The sequence below is a fragment of the Flavobacterium mesophilum genome (genome assembly GCF_039581405.1).
Lineage (GTDB): Bacteria > Bacteroidota > Bacteroidia > Flavobacteriales > Flavobacteriaceae > Flavobacterium.
The window spans coordinates 751,214-770,203 of the sequence record NZ_JBCPXZ010000002.1 but is presented as its reverse complement, the minus strand read 5'-3'; the positions used below and the strand labels follow the sequence as shown (position 1 = coordinate 770,203).

At 34.5% G+C, this 18,990-nt stretch carries 13 protein-coding genes; 9 read left to right on the top strand and 4 right to left on the bottom strand.

The features are described from left to right. Nucleotides 1-215: 215 nt before the first annotated feature. The 3 genes from AAYQ19_RS07720 to AAYQ19_RS07710 all read right to left on the bottom strand — a co-directional run bounded on the left by AAYQ19_RS07720 (nucleotide 216) and on the right by AAYQ19_RS07710 (nucleotide 2,854). Nucleotides 216-884 carry a response regulator gene (locus tag AAYQ19_RS07720; protein ID WP_343535630.1) on the bottom strand — a complete coding sequence of 223 codons (669 nt, stop codon included), beginning with the start codon at nucleotides 882-884 and terminating at the stop codon, nucleotides 216-218. A gap of 7 nt (nucleotides 885-891) precedes the next feature. After that, nucleotides 892-2,601 (bottom strand): tetratricopeptide repeat-containing sensor histidine kinase, encoded by a 1,710-nt coding sequence (locus AAYQ19_RS07715; protein ID WP_343535628.1) that lies wholly within the window; start codon nucleotides 2,599-2,601, stop codon nucleotides 892-894. Between the two features lie 61 nt (nucleotides 2,602-2,662). Next, nucleotides 2,663-2,854: a hypothetical protein gene (locus tag AAYQ19_RS07710; protein WP_343535626.1), complete on the bottom strand. Its 192-nt coding sequence runs from the start codon at nucleotides 2,852-2,854 to the stop codon at nucleotides 2,663-2,665. Between the two features lie 341 nt (nucleotides 2,855-3,195). Between AAYQ19_RS07710 and AAYQ19_RS07705 the strand changes: the two genes are divergently transcribed. Further along, nucleotides 3,196-4,107, top strand: coding sequence for a hypothetical protein (locus AAYQ19_RS07705; RefSeq protein ID WP_343535624.1), 912 nt, complete (start codon nucleotides 3,196-3,198; stop codon nucleotides 4,105-4,107). 51 nt (nucleotides 4,108-4,158) lie between these two features. Here the strand turns inward: AAYQ19_RS07705 and AAYQ19_RS07700 are convergent, their stop codons facing one another. Then, entirely contained in the window at nucleotides 4,159-5,763 is a 1,605-nt protein-coding gene (locus AAYQ19_RS07700) for a L,D-transpeptidase family protein (protein ID WP_343535622.1), read from the bottom strand. A 469-nt stretch (nucleotides 5,764-6,232) separates the two neighbouring features. On the opposite strand from AAYQ19_RS07700, the gene AAYQ19_RS07695 reads away from it, so the two are divergent. The 8 genes from AAYQ19_RS07695 to AAYQ19_RS07660 all read left to right on the top strand — a co-directional run bounded on the left by AAYQ19_RS07695 (nucleotide 6,233) and on the right by AAYQ19_RS07660 (nucleotide 18,881). Next, nucleotides 6,233-8,386, top strand: coding sequence for an alpha-glucuronidase family glycosyl hydrolase (locus tag AAYQ19_RS07695; RefSeq protein ID WP_343535620.1), 2,154 nt, complete (start codon nucleotides 6,233-6,235; stop codon nucleotides 8,384-8,386). 17 nt (nucleotides 8,387-8,403) lie between these two features. Then, nucleotides 8,404-9,141: an SDR family NAD(P)-dependent oxidoreductase gene (locus AAYQ19_RS07690; protein ID WP_343535618.1), complete on the top strand. Its 738-nt coding sequence runs from the start codon at nucleotides 8,404-8,406 to the stop codon at nucleotides 9,139-9,141. A 57-nt stretch (nucleotides 9,142-9,198) separates the two neighbouring features. Beyond that, complete coding sequence (gene uxuA, locus AAYQ19_RS07685; RefSeq protein ID WP_445709688.1) at nucleotides 9,199-10,362, top strand: mannonate dehydratase; 1,164 nt, start codon at nucleotides 9,199-9,201, stop codon at nucleotides 10,360-10,362. 247 nt (nucleotides 10,363-10,609) lie between these two features. After that, complete coding sequence (locus tag AAYQ19_RS07680) at nucleotides 10,610-13,210, top strand: glycosyl hydrolase 115 family protein (protein ID WP_343535616.1); 2,601 nt, start codon at nucleotides 10,610-10,612, stop codon at nucleotides 13,208-13,210. An 85-nt stretch (nucleotides 13,211-13,295) separates the two neighbouring features. Beyond that, nucleotides 13,296-14,405, top strand: a complete 1,110-nt coding sequence (locus AAYQ19_RS07675) for an endo-1,4-beta-xylanase (RefSeq protein WP_343535615.1) — start codon at nucleotides 13,296-13,298, stop codon at nucleotides 14,403-14,405. A 220-nt stretch (nucleotides 14,406-14,625) separates the two neighbouring features. Then, nucleotides 14,626-16,059, top strand: coding sequence for an MFS transporter (locus AAYQ19_RS07670; RefSeq protein WP_343535613.1), 1,434 nt, complete (start codon nucleotides 14,626-14,628; stop codon nucleotides 16,057-16,059). A gap of 30 nt (nucleotides 16,060-16,089) precedes the next feature. Beyond that, nucleotides 16,090-17,115 carry a glycoside hydrolase family 43 protein gene (locus AAYQ19_RS07665; protein ID WP_343535611.1) on the top strand — a complete coding sequence of 342 codons (1,026 nt, stop codon included), beginning with the start codon at nucleotides 16,090-16,092 and terminating at the stop codon, nucleotides 17,113-17,115. A gap of 26 nt (nucleotides 17,116-17,141) precedes the next feature. After that, nucleotides 17,142-18,881 carry a glycoside hydrolase family 43 protein gene (locus AAYQ19_RS07660; RefSeq protein WP_343535609.1) on the top strand — a complete coding sequence of 580 codons (1,740 nt, stop codon included), beginning with the start codon at nucleotides 17,142-17,144 and terminating at the stop codon, nucleotides 18,879-18,881. Nucleotides 18,882-18,990 lie beyond the last annotated feature (109 nt).

Below are 18,990 nucleotides of genomic sequence, written 5' to 3'. Positions count from 1 at the left end.
TAATGAAGGAAAGAAGATTGCATCGCTCTTAAAAAAAGCCATTCTTTGAATGATACTAGAAAATTTAGATTAAAGAATTTCATAACTTTTTGTTTTATTCAAATTAAGAAAACTAATGTGAATAAATTGTAAAGTCATTATTATCAAATAATTAAATACGATAAAAGTCGTTGAAAAATCGATTAAAAGCCAATAGGAAACTTACGGTAACAGTATTAAATAATCCCCATATCTTTTGCAATATAAACGAGCTGAACGGCATTGTTGGCTTTGAAAAAATCTTTCAGTTTAGATAGTCTTTTTTCAATGGCGCTTTTGCTGTTGGGTTTTATATTGGCATTTTTGAAAATTTCGATAATATCATCTTGTGATTGTCCTTCAGCTAGATATTTCAGAATTTTAATATCGATGTCATCAATTTCAAAATTGTTTTTTTCCTGAAGTACAGATGCAATTTCTGGCGAAATGAATTTATCATCAGAAGCCGAAATAATACCGATTGCTTTTTTAAGTTCTTCAATACTGTTTCTTCCTTTCAAGACAAAAGCGTTGATTGACGCATTTTCAAAAAGTGATTTGATGCGATAACTTTTATCTTCGACAGAATACGTTAATATTTTAATATCGGGTTGTATTTCTCGTGTTTTTTGTACCAATTCGTCGCCGCTTGCAAGCTTTACTTCACGATGATCGGTTTTAAAAGAAAGGTCGCTAATCAACAAATCATAAGGATCATTGTCCTGAATAGCTTTGCGTATTTTTAAAAAGGCATCATCACAATATTTGGAATAATCGAAATTTTCAATCCCTAAATCTTTTAGGACTTGTTCGATTCCAAAATTGATACTATCTAGATCTTCGGCTATTATTACTTTTTTAAACATATTAAAATTATTTAGGCATGGATATCTTTACTTTGAAACCTTTATCAGGTTCAGTGTCAAAAGTAATAGTTCCTTTTGTAGACAAAATACGGTTTTCCATATTTTGGAGTCCATTTTTGATAATTTTATTCTTTTTTGCTCCTTTTCCGTTGTCCGTATAGTCAATAAAAATTTTATTTGGGTCGCTGTCAAACTTGACAACAACCAGTGAAGCCCCGCTATGCTTGGCCATATTGACCATTAACTCTTGTAGTGATCGCTGAATTGTGATTTTCTTTAAATCTTCAATTGTATCCCAATTTATTTTTTCAATATTGTTTATAATAATGTTTCTGTTGTCATTATTATAGGTCGAAAGCATCTCTTTTAGGTTATGGACATAATTTATTCCCGTATCAATTGTATTGTTTTCTTTTGAAATGCTACGGACTCTAGCGTAAATATTGTCTAATTTTTCAATTAATGTTTCTTTGGAACTATCCGTTTCAAGTGGTTGTGTCTGTGAAAAAGTAATGGTATGAAAAACATCATTTGCGAGTTCGTCATGAATATCCTTCGAAATTCTGATTTCGGTTTCGTAGGCTGTTTTGAGTTTTTCGATCTGATTTTTATCTCTATAGTATTTTCTCAGATAAAAAATCAAGACTGCAAGAAAAAGGAAAATGGTAATGAAAATAAATTGACGATAATTAGCACGTTGTAGCGCCACTTCGTTTTCGGCTTTTACTAAACGAAGTTTTTCGTTTTCGTCTTTTTCTTTTTGAGAATCGTATCTGATTTTGGCAAACTTGTTTTTAAAGTTGTTTCTGACTTTGATGATGCTGTCATTCAGAAGGGAGAATTTTTTTGCAAATTCAATACTATTTCCAATCGAATTATTAGTCATTAAAAAGGAAAGAGCTTCTAAACGTTCGTCAATGCTACGAAGTTTGGTTGCAGTTTGATAAGCTTGTAAGGCGTGATCTTTTGATTTTAAAGGTTCTTTATTATCAAGATAAAATTCAGCAAGATGCAAATTGTTTTCAATTCTTGCATATTCTTGCGGGATATTCGATTTTAACCCCTGGCTTTTTTTCATAAGTTGAAGCCCTTTTTCAGCTTGCCCATTTTTGTACAAAGCGTAACCCCAATTATCTACATTTACCGCATCGGAACTTTTAGATTGACCTGTTGTTTTTCTTATTTTTGAAATCGAATCATAAATTTTTACAGCTTGATCGTATTTTTTTTGATTGATATAAACTACTGCAATATTGTTTAAAGTACTTTCTTTACATGAGAAATCTGGGCAATCTTCTACGCCTTGATTGTAATAGTAGATTGCATCATCATAATTTGATAATTCCTTTTCAGCTATTCCAAATAGGTTATTAATTGAGGCGGTGTAAATATCTCTTTTTGTAACATATGGCAACGCGTCAGTAAGTGTTTCCTTGCTTCCATAATAGTCACCATTTATTTGCTGGATGTAAGCAATTTGACTAAGGACATATACTATATTAGCACTGTCTCGGGCTTTTTCAAACAAAGGTATTGACTTGTTGTAATAATAAAATGCTCTATCATATTTCCCTTTTTTATAAATCTCAATTCCTTTGTCTCTAATGGCGATTGCTTCAATTTCGATTTTTTTTTCATTTACATTTAAAGTTGTTTTGTCTTTACATGAAAATAAAAATAGAAAAGAGACAAAATAGAAAAACGGGGATCGTAGCATAAAATTTACTTTCCCCGAAAGTAGTAATAAAATTAGACTAAAATGATTTTTTGTTTAATCTTTAGTCTTTAGTTGGAGGAGGAGGAGGAGGAGTACCAGGCGGAAGATCGCCAGGACCATCGTCTCCATCTGCTGCATAATTTGACTTCGCAGGTTTTATTTCTTTTTTAACATCATCATATTCGTCTGCAGTGCAAGAAAACAAAGTAACACTCAAAAGCAGGAAAGCTCCCAATAAAAATATTTTTTTCATTTTTTTTAAGATTTTAAAATTTGGCATGCGCATTGCTGTTCAGATATAGTCTGAATCGTTTTTTAACAATGACAATTTTGTTGGGAAGAAGCGCGCAGAAACAGTAAGATCAAGTTTTGACTTCCCTCCTAAAAAATGAGTCTTACCGTTTTTCGCACTTTGTTTGGGAACCAGCTTTGTACATATGTTCTAATCGCGAGTCAGAACAAGAACTAATTCTGAAGCAAAGTAAAACCTTAGCTGCATCAGAATTTATCTGGAAATCCGGGAATTCCGTATGTTCCTGTTTTTCCTGAAAAATCCGAGTGTTAATCCTAAAAATCCTAAAAATCCTGAATGTCATGCAGAACATTACACGATACAATTATGAAAAAGCTTATAAAGAAGCTATACGAACAAAATATAAAAATGAAAAAGAAACGGGGGAGAATTCGAACTTTCTAGAAATCCCTTCTCAAGCAAATTTGAGAGACTTATGCTGGAAAATTTTGAGTACAAATCCAAGTCCGGATGACTTAAAAGTGTATTGGGACTTCAAAGGAGTTCCATTCAATAAAAATGAAGAAGATACATCGACATGTTATACGGATAAATACAAAAAAGTAGGTGCCTTTTTAAGGGGAGAGAAAGAGCCTCAAAAGATTGATACTGTCGATATGGCGGCAATTTTGATTGATTTCGAGCCAAGGCCTTTCAGAAAATTTAAGGCCAAAGCAGTTTATGAAGACCTTGAAGTTTACGGATGCAAAGAGGATCTTTCTGAAAACGAAAATGAGCAGATTTTGGAAGTTTCTAAAACGACCGGAATGCCAACTTATAAAAGCGCGATTAACTGGTTAGTTGAGAAAAAATCAGCTGAGAGAAAATTTGCCTTATTGAGAAATGTTGCAATTACGGCAGTTGTTTCTTTAATTGGAGTGATCATTTATTTGGCACTTCCTAACAAACAATGTATGCAATGGTCTGGAGATCACTACGAAATTGTAACCTGTACCTTGAATACAAATGGATATAATTCAAACCCTGTAGAGTTATTAGACGAGAGTTTGGTTAATCTGAAAAAAATCGACATTTCTGATAACACAGTATGTTTTGATAAGAATGGAACAGCGACCATTTGGTACGGAAAAACGGCCGATGGTATTGATTTCTTTAATGGTCACGGTAGACACCCTGAAAATAACGAGGCGCTTAAGCCTGTGACATCCTATATTTTAAAAAAGTATGCACATAGAACTAGTGTAGAAAAATAAAAAAACCTCCCAAAATTTAGACCTTTCTTTGGGAGGTTTGCTTATTTTGTTTTATTCCTGATCAGACTTATAAGCCGTATCATTTGGGAATAACATTCCGTTTAAATGAGTATCTCTATCATAAACATCGGGATAAAAATTCATATTTCCATCTCGAGTTACCCAAGCTGTAAAATAGCCAATGTATATCGGAACTTTTTTTGGCAACATAAAAGGAGTTTCCTTTTGACCGTTCATCGCCGTATTTATTTTATCAAGTGTCCAGTCAGGATAATCTTTTAGCATTGAAATTGCCAGATCTTTTGCTTTTTCAACATTGATGCAACCATGGCTGAAAATACGTTTTTCAAACCCAAATAAACTTTTTGATGGAGAATCATGCATATATATGTCATTCGGATTTGGGAACATAAATTTTACAAGTCCTAAAGCATTGTCGGGACCAGGTTTCTGTCTAACTTTCCCGCCATTCCATTCCATATTATGGTCGGCTAGATAGTTTTTGTCTTCGGCCATTTTTAATTTTAACTCGTTTTGAATAATGCTCGAAGGAACATTCCAATACGGACTAAAAACAATACGATCAATTTGACCACTAAAAATCACAGTTTTGGTTAACGGTGTACCAATGAATACTTTTGAAACGATATCAAAATTTTTATTTCGCACAAAATACAGCATAAATGAAGGAATATTGACCATCACATATTCGTCCTGGTCTTCTAATGTAGGCGGAATCCATCTGCAACGTTCCATATTCAGCATGATTGTTTTAATACGATCGCTGATCGGTTCGTTCATTTGGTCAATATGTTCTTTTGAAAGGATGTAATTTGGTGTCAACGCATGGCGGAGTTTATATTTCATTACACCATCCATCAACTCTTGATCGTAAAAATTGCTTTTAGAATCTGTTGCCAAGTCGCCAATTACAAACAAACGATGTCTTACATCAGCAATAGTTTGCGAGGTAGCATCGGGACGCAAATCTTTATACGGATTATCCATGTAAATTGGCGTCCACTGACCTTTTTTTTCTATTTCTCGATATTTTTTTAAAACCTCTTGAAGTTTGTAATATTGGCTAAAAAGCAAATGATTGTTTTGCTCCAATAAATTTGGATTGCTCACAATTGAATCCAATAAAGTTTCATACGAAACCTTTTTCTTTGGCAAATACCATTCGATTTTATTTTGTGCAGCAGCATCAATTCCTTGATATACATGTTTAGCATATAAAATGTACATGGAACTCAATAAAAGTTCAGTATCAGACTCTGAAATTTTGGATTTTGATGTTGATTCTTCATCAAAAACTTCATCAAGTTTAGTTTTATAGGGAATTTTAATTTGAACACCTTCTTCGTATGTCGAATTTAACTTATGATACAATAAATAGCCAAATTCGTTTATATCGTTGTTCTCATACCAAATTGGTTTATATGATTTGTCTTTGTACAACGTAGCAACATCGTTTTGATAATCTTTTAAGTCGCTGTATTTTTTAAAAAAAGCGGTTATTGAAGCTGTTGTAATTGTTGGAGCAGGAGCAATAAAATGATTTTTTGCTGCAAAATCAAACTCATTTTTTGAAGAAGCAAATGAGGAAGAGAAGTACCCAAATAAAAGAATTATGACAAAAGTAAAGTTTTTCATTTTTTTTAATTTACGTTATCAATCCGTTAAATAAACACTGGAAACAAAATGTAAGTCTTGCAAAAAAAATGATTTGGGGAAATCGCTATTTGTAATCAAATTTATAAAAAATATCTTAATATTTTTTGACTTTCTACTTTAATAAATTGTTTAAAAAATTATTTGTTTTAAAGCCAAAATCTCAATGATTTAAAAACGTCATCACTGAATATTTTGAACAAAGAAAGTGCAGGATAGTTTTTCAAATTATACTGCTTTTATTTGTTAAAGAAATTATTTTTTTGAAAAAAGTGGAGTTAAAATTTTTTTCTTCACTAACAATCCTATATTTTTACGCAACCGATTGCAATTGTTGTTTTATTTAGGATAATGTATTTTTTAGATTAAAATTTTGTCAAATATATTTATACTAACGAAAAACATTGATTCTTTCAAAATTGAGTTTTTTAAAAGAATAAATTAAAACCAAATGACTTCATTAAGATTTGTTTTCTTGTTTTTTGCAATTTCCTTTTCGGCTTTAGCACAAAAGGATTATAAATTGTGGCTTCAATATAATGCGGTCAGCAATTCGGCATTGGCTTCAGAGTACAAAAACAATCTTAAAGGAATTGTAGTTTTAGGAAATTCAGAAACGATTAAAATTGCCGAAAAAGAACTTAAAACTGGTTTTTTAGATATGTTGGGAAACGTTCCCGAAATCAAATCGGAGATAAACGGAGAGAATAATTTAATTATTAGTTCTCAGTCCAATTTAAATTCAGAGATCAAAAAAGAATTACAATCTGATTTTGATAAAATAAACAATGAAGGTTTTGTCATTAAATCGGTTTCTTTTAAAAACAAAAAACAAATCATTATTTCAGGAAAAAATGACGTTGCTGTTTTATATGGAGTTTTTAATTTTCTGAGAATTTTACAAACGAATAAATCGGTTAAAAATTTAAATATTGCTGATTCTCCAAAAACAAATATCAGAATTCTGAATCATTGGGATAATTTGGACCGAACGGTGGAAAGAGGTTACGCCGGATTTTCACTTTGGAATTGGCAGAAACTTCCTGATTTTATAGATCAACGTTATATTGATTACGCTAGAGCCAATGCCTCAATCGGAATCAACGGAACGGTTTTGACGAATGTAAATGCCAATGCTTTCATTCTGACGCCGCAATATTTAGAAAAAGTAGAAGCCTTAGCCAATGTTTTCAGGCCTTACGGAATAAAAGTTTATTTAACCGCACGATTTTCGGCACCAATTGAAATCGGAAACCTAAAAACTGCTGATCCTAAAGATGCTCAGGTTATTAATTGGTGGAAAAATAAAGCAGCAGAAATCTACAAACGAATTCCGGATTTTGGAGGGTTTTTGGTAAAAGCCAATTCAGAAGGTCAGCCAGGGCCGCAGAATTATGGAAGAGATCATGTTGACGGAGCAAACATGCTTGCCGATGCTGTTGCGCCGTTCGGCGGTATAATTATGTGGAGAGCGTTTGTATATTCAGAACATGATGCCAACGACCGCGCAAAACAAGCTTATGCCGAATTTCAGCCTTACGACGGAAAATTCAAAGAAAATGTAATTGTTCAGGTCAAAAATGGAGCGATCGATTTTCAGCCGAGAGAACCTTTTCATCCGTTATTTGGCGTAATGCCGAAAACGCCATTAATGATGGAATTTCAAATCACTCAGGAATATTTAGGTTTTAGCACGCATTTGGTTTTTCTACCAAAATTATTTCAGGAAGTTTTAGAATCTGATACGTATCAAAAAGGAAAAGGCTCAACCGTTGCAAAAGTTGTAGACGGAACTTTATATCAAAATAAACTAACGGGAATTGCTGGAGTTGCCAACATTGGAAATGATTTGAATTGGACAGGACATCCTTTTGCGCAGGCGAATTGGTATGGTTTCGGAAGACTGGCTTGGAACCCGTATTTAGATTCGGAAACAATTGCTGATGAATGGGTGAGAAGCACTTTTTCGAACGATGAAAATTTCATTAACCCTGTAAAAAAGATGATGATCGAATCTAGAGAAGCAGTTGTGAATTATATGACACCGCTTGGATTGCATCATATTATGGACACAGGTCATCATTACGGACCAGGACCTTGGGTCTCTAATTTATCTCGACCAGAATGGAATCCTACATATTATCATAAAGCAGATAAAAACGGAATTGGTTTTGACCGATCAAAAACAGGAACAAATGCCACGGCACAATATGCGCCTGAGGTGGAGAAACTTTTTGATAATGTAGAAACTTGTCAAGAAAAAGATCTTTTATGGTTTCATCACGTTTCATGGGATTATAAACTGAAAAACGGTCAGACCCTTTGGAATGGCATGGCATTGAAATATCAAGAAGGCGTAAATCAAGTCAAAGAAATGCAGAACGTTTGGAAGAAAACCGAAAAATATGTCGACAGCGAACGTTTTAACGAAGTCGAAATGTTATTGGAAATTCAGTACAAAGAAGCAAAATGGTGGCGAGATGCGTGTTTGCTGTATTTTCAGGAATTTTCAGGAAAGGAACTTCCAGCAGGAGTTGAAAAACCAACGCAAACTTTAGATTATTTTAAATCATTAAAATTCCCATTTGCACCAGGAAATGGATAAATATATTTTTAGAAATTATGAGCAATAAAACGGCAATTGTAACCGGAGGAAATTCGGGATTAGGTTTTGCAACAGCAAAAAAACTTTGTGATAACGGAATCAAAACGTACATCATTGGAAGATCAAAAGATAAAACAGAAGATGCCTGCAAGGAAATCGGAGAAAATGCGATTCCGGTAATTTTCGACTTAAATGATTTGGCGAGAATTCCAGCAATGATAGAAAATATCACAAAAGAAAATCCGATTGATATTTTGGTAAACAACGCCGGAATTAATCTTAAAAAAGAATTTTTAGATGTAACTGATGAAGATTTCTTTTCGATAATTCACACTAATCTGTTGAGTGTTTTTGCCGTGAGTAAAGCAGTTGTGAAAAACATGAAAGATAACGGCGCAGGAAGTATCGTAAACATCAGTTCGATGGCTTCACAATACGGAATCCCAAAAGTAATTGCGTACTCTGCAAGCAAAGGTGCAATTGAATCCATGACGCGTGCAATGGCGGTAGAATTAGCGCCCTTCGGAATTCGCGTGAATTGTGTGGCTCCCGGTTTTATCAAAACAAAAATGTCGGCAAAAGCTTTGGACAGCGATCCGGAAAGAAAAAACAAGGTATTAGGAAGAACGCCAATGGGCTTTTTGGGAGAACCTTCAGACATTGCAGATGCTGTTTATTATTTCGCTTTAAGCGAATCAAAATATACAACCGGAACCATTTTGCCAGTTGATGGAGGAAATAGTATCGGATTTTAAGTCTAAATGAAATGACTCTGCGTCTTTGCGAGATTAAAAAAAATAAGTATGATAAAAATGCAACAAACCATGCGTTGGTTTGGACCTCAAGACAACGTAAAATTAATCGATATAAAACAAGCCGGAGCGACTGGAATTGTAACGGCTTTGCATCATATTCCCGTTGGAGAAATTTGGACAATCGACGAGATTAAAGAAAGACAGCAAATCATAAAAAATGCGGGTTTAGAATGGGCAGTTGTGGAAAGTCTTCCTGTTCATGAAGAAATCAAACGCGCTTCTGGAAATTATTTGCAATACATTGAAAATTATAAAATCAGTTTAAAGAATTTGGCAGATTGTGGAATCAAAATCATAACCTACAATTTTATGCCGATTTTGGATTGGGTGAGAACAAATCACAATTTTGTAAACGAAGACGGAAGCAAAGCTTTGCTATACAATCAAGATGCATTTACTTATTTTGATGTATTTCTTTTGAAAAGACCAAATTCAGAAAATGATTATTCTGATGCTGAAAAAGAAAAAGCATTGCAGTTTGGAAATCAATTGTCTGAAGACGAAAAAGCATTGCTGTTTAAAAATGTTTTATTGGGATTGCCAGGAAGCAAAATCAATTTTACGGCAGAACAGATTTTGGCTCTTTTAGAAAATTATGCGGATATTAATAATGAAAAATTAAGAGAAAATCTGATTTGTTTTTTATCAGAAGTAGCGCCAATTGCCGAACAAAACGGACAAAAATTAGCGATTCATCCAGATGATCCGCCGTTTTCAGTTTTGGGCCTTCCAAGAATTGTTTCAACAGAAGCTGATTTGAAAGCGATTTTCACTTCCGTTCCTTCAATTGCAAACGGATTGTGTTATTGCACAGGCTCATTAAGCGCTGATCCAAAAAATAATTTGGAAAAAATAATCGATGATCACGAAAACAGAATTCATTTTTTGCACCTAAGAAACACCATCCGCGAAAGCGAAACCATTTTCAGAGAGTCAGAACATTTAAACGGTAACGCAAACATGGGCGCAATTGTAGAAAAATTGTTGCTGATAATGAATAAAACTAAATTAAGCCTCCCAATGCGTCCCGACCATGGATATTTACATGCGGTCGATGAAAAAACAGAAACGTATCCTGGCTATTCTTTGACAGGAAGATTAAAAGGTCTTGCTGAATTGAGAGGTTTGGAAATGGGAATTGCGTATAAATTGAATTTATAATATTCTTTCCTATTAGATCTTACAGGTTTTTAAAACCTGTCAGGTCTACAATGAGAGAAGTAAAACGTTCTATTTGTCATTCCGACGAAGGAGGAATCTCCACGAGAAACTCTACAAAGATTGGAATTTCATTACGGAGCTACGTGCGGAGATTCCTCCTTCGTCGGAATGACAAAACTTGTGGAAAAAACTATGTGCATTTAAACAAGTGAAACGCCTTTTACAGACAAAGAAAATCTATGATTCTATGTGTTTAAAAATTAAAACATCCTACGTCATTTTACTGCTTTTCCTATTCGGATTAAGTACAAAATTGCACGCCATAAATCTAGAGAAATATGTAGTTAATCAAGCTACAAACGAAAATTTTCCTTTAGTTTCAAAAGGAAAAACGGCTTCGATTTTGGTGAGTGATAAAGATTATGCAGGAGTTTTAAAAGTGGTGGGACATTTAGAAAATGACATTTTTAAAGTTTCAGATTTACATCCAAAAAGAATTGAAAAGATTTCGGAAGCAGAAGATTTTGTTGTCATAATCGGAACTTTAGGAAAAAGCGAACTTATTGATCAATTAGCCAAAAAAGGAAAAATTGATAAAAATGAGCTTCAAGGAAAATGGGAAAAATTTACGACGCAGATTGTCGAAAATCCGTTTAAAGGAATAAAAAAAGCCTTGGTCATTGCAGGTTCAGATAAAAGAGGAACAATTTACGGAATCTATGATTTATCGAGTCAAATCGGGATTTCGCCTTGGTATTTCTGGGCAGATGTTCCCGTGAAAAAGCAATCAGAATTGCATGTTTTACCTGGAGTTCACACACAAGGCGAGCCAAAAGTAAAATATCGAGGTATTTTCATAAATGACGAAGCTCCAGCTTTGACAGGTTGGGCTTTTGAGAAATATGGCGGATTCAATTCAAAATTCTACGATACTGTTTTTGAATTGATTCTGAGAATGAAAGGCAATTATTTATGGCCGGCAATGTGGGGCAGAATGTTTTATGTTGATGATTCTCAGAATGCTGTTTTGGCTGATGAATACGGAATTGTAATGGGAACTTCACATCACGAACCGTTGACAAGAGCTCATGCCGAATGGGGAAAATCAAACGGGAAATGGGATTTCAAAACCAATTCGGAAGCCTTGATTAATTTCTGGAAAGACGGAATTAAAAGAATGGGAAATAAAGAAACCCTTGTCACGATTGGAATGCGTGGTGATGGCGACGAACCGATGACTGAAGGAACTGCAATTGATTTATTAGAAAATATTGTCAAAACCCAGCGCAATATAATTCAAGAAGTAACTAAAAAACCGATTGAAGAAACGCCACAAATGTGGGCACTTTATAAGGAAGTTCAGGATTATTACGACAAAGGAATGCGAGTTCCAGACGATGTAACACTTTTATTGTGTGATGACAATTGGGGAAATATCCGCAAATTGCCTGAACTAAATGCAAAACCAAGAAAAGGCGGGTACGGAATTTATTATCATTACGATTATGTTGGTGGTCCTCGAAATTATAAATGGATCAATACAAACCAAATTGAGCGAACTTGGGAGCAAATGGATTTGGCGTATCAATATGGAGTCGATAAAATCTGGATTGTAAATGTGGGCGATATCAAACCAATGGAATTCCCGATTGAGTTTTTCTTGGATATGGCTTGGAATCCTGAAAAGTTTAATGCAGGAAATCTCCAGGATTATTATGTGAATTGGGCAAAAGAGAATTTCGGAAATCAGTTTTCTAAAGAAATTGCCGAAATTTTAAAATTATACACGAAATACAATGCGCGAAGAAAACCAGAATTGTTAGATGCTAAAACGTATAGCATTACCAATTATAATGAAGCTGATCGAGTTGTTGCTGAGTATCAAAAATTGGTTGAAAAAGCCAATTTTATCAACGAAAAATTACAACCGGAATATAAAGATGCTTTTTATCAACTTGTTTTGTTTCCTGTTTTGGCAAGTTCGAATTTAAATGAATTGTATGTCGCAACGGCTAAAAATCAGTTTTATGCAGAACAAGGAAATGCCATTGCAAATACTTATGCCGAAAAAGTAAAAGAATTGTTTGAAAAAGACAGTGAGTTGACAAATTATTATCATACGAAATTAGCAAATGGTAAATGGAATCATATGATGTCGCAAACGCATATTGGTTACGACAATTGGCAACAGCCTGATAAAAATGTGATTCCGAAAACGAAAACTGTTGAAGTTTCAAATAAAACTCAAACGGTAGTTCCAACTAAGGATTCTCCAAAAGTTGAAACATCGATTAATAAATATTCAGATGATGTTAGAGGTTTTATTGAAAGTGACGGTTATATTTCAATAGAAAGTAAGAATTATTCGAAAGCCATAAATTCAGGTTCTGTAAAATGGACTGTAATTCCGAATCTGGGTAAAACAGATTCTGGAATAACGATAAAACCTTCGAATATCCAGCCAATTGATATTTCAGAACAATCAGCAAGATTAGAATACGATGTTCATTTTTTCAGTAAAGGAAAAGTAAAGGTAAAAGCTTATTTTTCACCGACAATCAATTTTAAAATGGGTAACGGATTGAAATACGGAATTGCTTTTGATTCGGAGAAACCGCAAATCATGAACCTCAATGCTGATTCGTCTGAGAAAAATTGGGCAGAATCAGTTGCGAATAATATTAAGATTATTACGTCAACGCATCAAATCGAAAATCCAGGAAATCATGTTTTGAAAATTTATGCGATTGATCCAGCTTTGGTGCTCCAGAAAATTGTAATCGAAACAGAAGAAGGTAAAGTTTTGGAGTCATATTTAGGACCGCCAGAGAGTTTTAGGAAGGAATAACTATTACGGATTCAGACCTGACAGGTTTTTAAAACCTGTCAGGTCTCCGCCAAGAGAAAACGATTAACTATTAAAACCACAAAATATGAATTTTATTAAACCTTATGTATTAGCCGTCACGACGCTGTTGGCTGTAAGTTGTACAGGACAAAAAAAACCGACTTCATTAAAAGATGCTTATAAGGGCGATTTCTACATCGGAACCGCTTTAAGCGCTGATCAAATTGAAATTAAAAATGCTAAAGAAGATTCGTTGATTCGAAAAGAATTCAATGCGATTACAGCAGAGAATATCATGAAATCGATGTACATACATCCACAAAAAGACAAATACGATTTTGCTTTAGCTGATAAATTTGTGGCGTACGGTCAAAAAAATAAAATGTTTGTTCACGGACATACTTTGATTTGGCACAGTCAATTAGCGCCTTGGATGGAGAAAATTGCTGATAGTACAGAAATGAAAGCTTTTATGGCAGATCATATCAATACAATCGTTTCAAAATACAAAGGAAGAATTGGATCTTGGGATGTGGTAAACGAAGCCTTAAATGATGACGGAACTTTGAGACAATCGGTTTTTTTGAAAACACTTGGCGAAAAATATCTAATTGATGCTTTCAAATTAGCGGCAAAAGCAGATCCAAAAGCTCAATTGTATTACAACGATTATAATATCGAGGAACCTGCAAAAAGAGCAGGAGCAATCGCTTTAATCAAAAAAATTAAAGCTGCAGGTGGAAAAGTTGACGGAGTTGGAATTCAGGGACATTGGAGATTAAACAGTCCATCATTAGAAGAAATCGAAAAAAGCATTTTGGAATATTCTGCTTTAGGAATTAAAGTAGCGTTTACCGAATTGGATATTACGGTTTTGCCAAATCCGTGGGATTTAAAAGGAGCAGACGTCAATCAAAAATTTGAAGGAAACGAAAAAATGAATCCGTACCCAAAAGCGTTGCCAGATTCTATTCAAAACAAACTCGCAGAACGTTATGCTTCTATTTTTAAATTATTTTTGAAGCATAAAGACAAAATCAGCAGAATAACTTTTTGGGGTGTTCACGACGGGCAATCTTGGTTAAACGATTGGCCAATAAAGGGAAGGACAAATTATCCATTACCATTTGATGCTGATTTAAAGCACAAAAAAGCGTACGATGCTATTTTGCAACTTAAAACGAAAAAAGAATAAAAACACTGCGAATTCTATTTATTGGAAATCCCAACAGACTGTTTTTGTGAAAATAATGTAATAAAGCAAGCTAAATTTGCATGGTATATTTTTTTTGCTAATTTTACACAACCGATTGCTTAAGTGAAAAGCTTTTGAAATCAGTATAAGAGCTAACTGAAATAATCAATTTTTAAGAGAGAATTGATTATAAAACTAACCAAAATAACCACGACCAATAATGAATTTTAATTCCCAAAAACTATCCATAAAAGAAAAAATTGGATACAGCTTAGGCGATTTGGCAGCTAATTTAGTTTTTCAGACTTTGATGACGTATCTGGCCTATTTTTATACAGATATTTATGGATTGTCGCCTGCGCATTCTTCTATCATAATGTTGGTTGTCGGTTTGATTGCCGCATTTGTTTTTAACCCAATTATTGGCGTATTGGCCGATCGTACCAGTACCAAATGGGGAAAATTCAGGCCTTGGATTTTATGGACGGCCGTTCCATTGGGCGTAATCGCATTATTGGCTTTTACCACACCTAATTTCTCTTATCAAGGAAAAGTAATTTATGCCGTAGCAACTTATACTTTATTGCTTCTTTTTTATGCAAGCAATAATTTGCCGTATTCTGCTTTAAGTGGCGTAATTACAGGTGATATGGGCGAACGCAATAGTTTGTCATCATATCGATTTGTGGCGGTAATGTTTGCCCAGTTTTTTGTTCAAGTTTTCATGTTGGCCATCATTAAAAGTGCTGGAAATGGTAATAAAGCAGTTGGTATCGAAAAGGTAATGACTGTTTTAGCGATTATCGGAACTATAATGTTGCTGATCACTTTTTTTACGACAAAAGAGCGTATTGTTCCAAAACCAGAACAAAAATCAAGTGTCAAAGAAGATTTGTCTGATTTGATAAAAAATAAACCTTGGTTGATTATGCTAGCCTTGACCACTTTAGTGTTCGTTACTTTGGCAATGAAAGGTGGCGCTTATGTTTATTATTTTGAAAATTATGTAGATAAGGATCAGCTGGCAATTACGGTTCAGCCTATTTTGGATGCTTTGTCAGCTATTGGTTTGAACCAATTTGGCAATGATCCTGTAGCTGCGGGATTCGGGTTGTTTAATGCTGGAGGTATCATTTTCATGATCGTTGGAATCACGTTGTCGAAAAAATTAGCCGATAAATATGGGAAACGAAACATATTTGGTTCCTTTTTATTTCTATCGACCTTATTCATTTTAGCCTTTTATTTCTTTTCATCAAAATCAGTTAGTTTGATTTTTATGTCTCAAATCTTGCACGGATTTTTCTACGGAATCACAATCCCGATTCTCTGGGCAATGATTGCAGACGTGGCAGATTATTCAGAATGGCTGAATAACCGTCGTGCAACTGCAATTATTTTTTCGGCTATGATGGTTGGGTTGAAAGCAGGTTTGAGTATTGGTGGCGCTTTGACAACTTCATTATTAGCGCATTATAATTATGTGCCAAAAGCTGAAGTTCAAACAGCTATTGCTATAAACGGAATAAAATTATTGGTCAGCGTTTTTCCTGCAATACCGTTCCTAATTGGCGTTGGATTATTATTTTTCTACAAAATCGATAAGAAAATGGAAGTGCAGATTGAATCTGACTTAAAAAAGAGAAGAGTTTAATGTATTTTAAAAATTATAAAAAAAGAGAACATGCCTGAAGATAGTATTGAAAACATAGACTTTGTGGAGTTGAATAAACGCGCAATTTCAAATCCTTTAGTAAATCATATTTATACCGCCGATCCATCGGCACACGTTTTTAACGGCAAAATATATATTTATCCTTCTCATGACGTTGATGCGGGAATTCCGTTTAATGATAATGGCGACCATTTTGGAATGGAAGATTATCATGTAATTTCAATGGAAAATGTTAATGCAGAAGCTGTAGATCACGGAGTTGCGTTGCATGTTGATGAGGTGCCTTGGGCAGTGAGACAAATGTGGGCACCAGATGCGGCTTGCAAAAACGGAAAGTATTATTTGTATTTTCCAGCCAAACGTGAAGATGGAATTTTTCAGATTGGAGTAGCGACAAGCGATTCGCCAACTGGACCTTTTCACCCTGAAGAAACCGCAATAAAAGGAAGTTATAGTATTGATCCGGCCGTTTTTGAGGATAATGATGGCAAGTATTATATTTATTTTGGGGGCATTTGGGGTGGTCAACTTCAAAAATACCGAAACAATGTTTACGATAAATCGAATGAAGAACCTTTGGCTAATGAAGAAGCTTTAGGGCCAATTGTAGCTTTGCTTTCTGATGATATGAAAGAATTTGCCGAAGCTCCAAAAGAGATTAAAATTTTGGATGAAAACGGAAAATCTTTATTGGCAGGAGACAATGATCGCCGTTTTTTTGAAGCTTCGTGGATTCACAAATACAATGGAAAATATTACTTTTCTTATTCAACAGGCGACACGCATTTTATATGTTACGCAATAGGCGATAATCCATATGGACCTTTCGTTTATAAAGGACGTATTTTGAATCCTGTGGTAGGTTGGACTTCGCATCATTCAATTTGCGAAATTGAAAAGGAGTGGTATTTGTTTTATCACGACTCGAGTTTGTCAAAAGGAGTAACGCATTTGCGATCTATAAAAGTGACTAAAATTGAATACAACGAAGATGGTTCGATTGTTACGATTGATCCTTACGAGAAAGAAAAATAAATAATTTTCAAAACGAATTTTGGATAATGATTGATTTAAAAACAGCAGGTTTGAAATTAACAGTACTGACCTTTTCTATGGTTAGCGTAATGGCATGTAAAAAAATTTTCCAGAAGCCACAACCGGTTGCTTTTTCAGACGCTGCAGTTTTTGATTGGTTTGAGTACCGAGGAAATGACGATGCTTACCAAAATTTATCAAAATCAGAAGCAGATTATTTAAATCCGATTTTGGCTGGTTTTTATCCAGATCCGACAATTTGCAGGGTTGGAGATAAGTTTTATTTGGTCAATTCTTCTTTTTGCTATTTTCCAGGGTTGCCCATTTCTGAAAGCACCGATTTAGTGCATTGGAAACAAATCGGAAATATTATCAATCGTTCTGAACAGGCAGATTTTGGAAATTCGCGTTTATCAGGTGGTATGTACGCACCGACGATTCGTTATAATAAAGGAACGTTTTATGTGATTTGTACCAATGTAAGCGGTGTCGGTAATTTTATAGTTACGGCTAAAAATCCTGCTGGACCTTGGTCAAATCCGATTGTGCTTCCTGAGGTTAACGGAATTGATCCTGATATCTTTTTTGATGAAGATGGAAAAGTTTATATTACGCATAACGGCCCTCCGCCAAATAATATTTCAGTTCATGACGGCCATCGCGCGATTTATATGCTGGAATACGATTTGGAAAAACAAAAAACCACAACCGCTCCCAAATTGGTTATTAACGGCGGAACCGATATGTCTGTAAAACCCGTTTGGATCGAAGGGCCGCATGTTGTTAAAAGAAACGGATTTTATTATTTAATCTGCGCTCAAGGCGGAACAGGATTCAATCATTCAGAGGTTGTTTTTAGAAGCAAGAATATTTACGGTCCGTATGAAAGTTATGCTCAGAATCCGATTTTGATGCAGAAACATTTAGATCCGAATCGTAAAAATCAAGTTTCTACAACCGGTCATGCCGATTTTGTAGAATTGCCAAATGGCGATTGGTGGTCGGTATTTTTAGGATGCAGACCTTACGGACCAGATTTGTACAATTTAGGAAGAGAAACGTTTATGATGCCGGTGGAATGGAAAAACGATTGGCCAGAAATTGTTGGAGGAAACGAACCGATTCCGATGATACATAAACGTCCGAATTTGCCACTTTCGAAAGAAAAAGTAGAACCATTGAATGGAAATTTTGTTTCGAAAGATGACTTTAATTCGAATGAATTGGATTTTAAATGGAGTTTTATCAGAACGCCGAAAGAGAAATGGTACGAATTGGTTAATGGTAAATTACTAATTAAACCAAGATCAGAATCGATTCATACCGAAAGCAATTTTTCTTTTATCGGAAGAAGACAGCAGCATTTAAAATTTGAAGCTTCGGTAAAGTTGGAATTCAGTCCGAAAGATAATTTGGAGGTTGCTGGTTTAACGGCTTTTCAAAATGAAAAGCATTATTTCTTGATTGGAAAACGTCTGAATGCAGATAATAAATTAGAAGTTTTTGTGGAAAGAACAGCTTCTAAAATTAATGAAGGAAAGTATGAAATTATTTCGAAAAAAGAACTTTCAGATGCTGATAAACCATTATTGGTAAAGATTGAAGGAAACGGAAGATTATATAGTTTTTACTACAAAACTACTGAAAAAACAGAATGGAATTTATTGATTAAAGATGTTGATGGTTCTATTTTGAGTACGAAAGAAGCAGGTGGTTTTGTGGGGACTTATTTGGGGATGTATGCTTCGAGTAAGCATTTTAAGTAATGTTTTGAGATAGTAATTTACCGTCCAGTTTGTCATTTCGAGGAACGAGAAATCGCACTCGGGATTCGACAAAGAGTGGAGACATTTTATGCGGAGTTTCTAGTGCGAT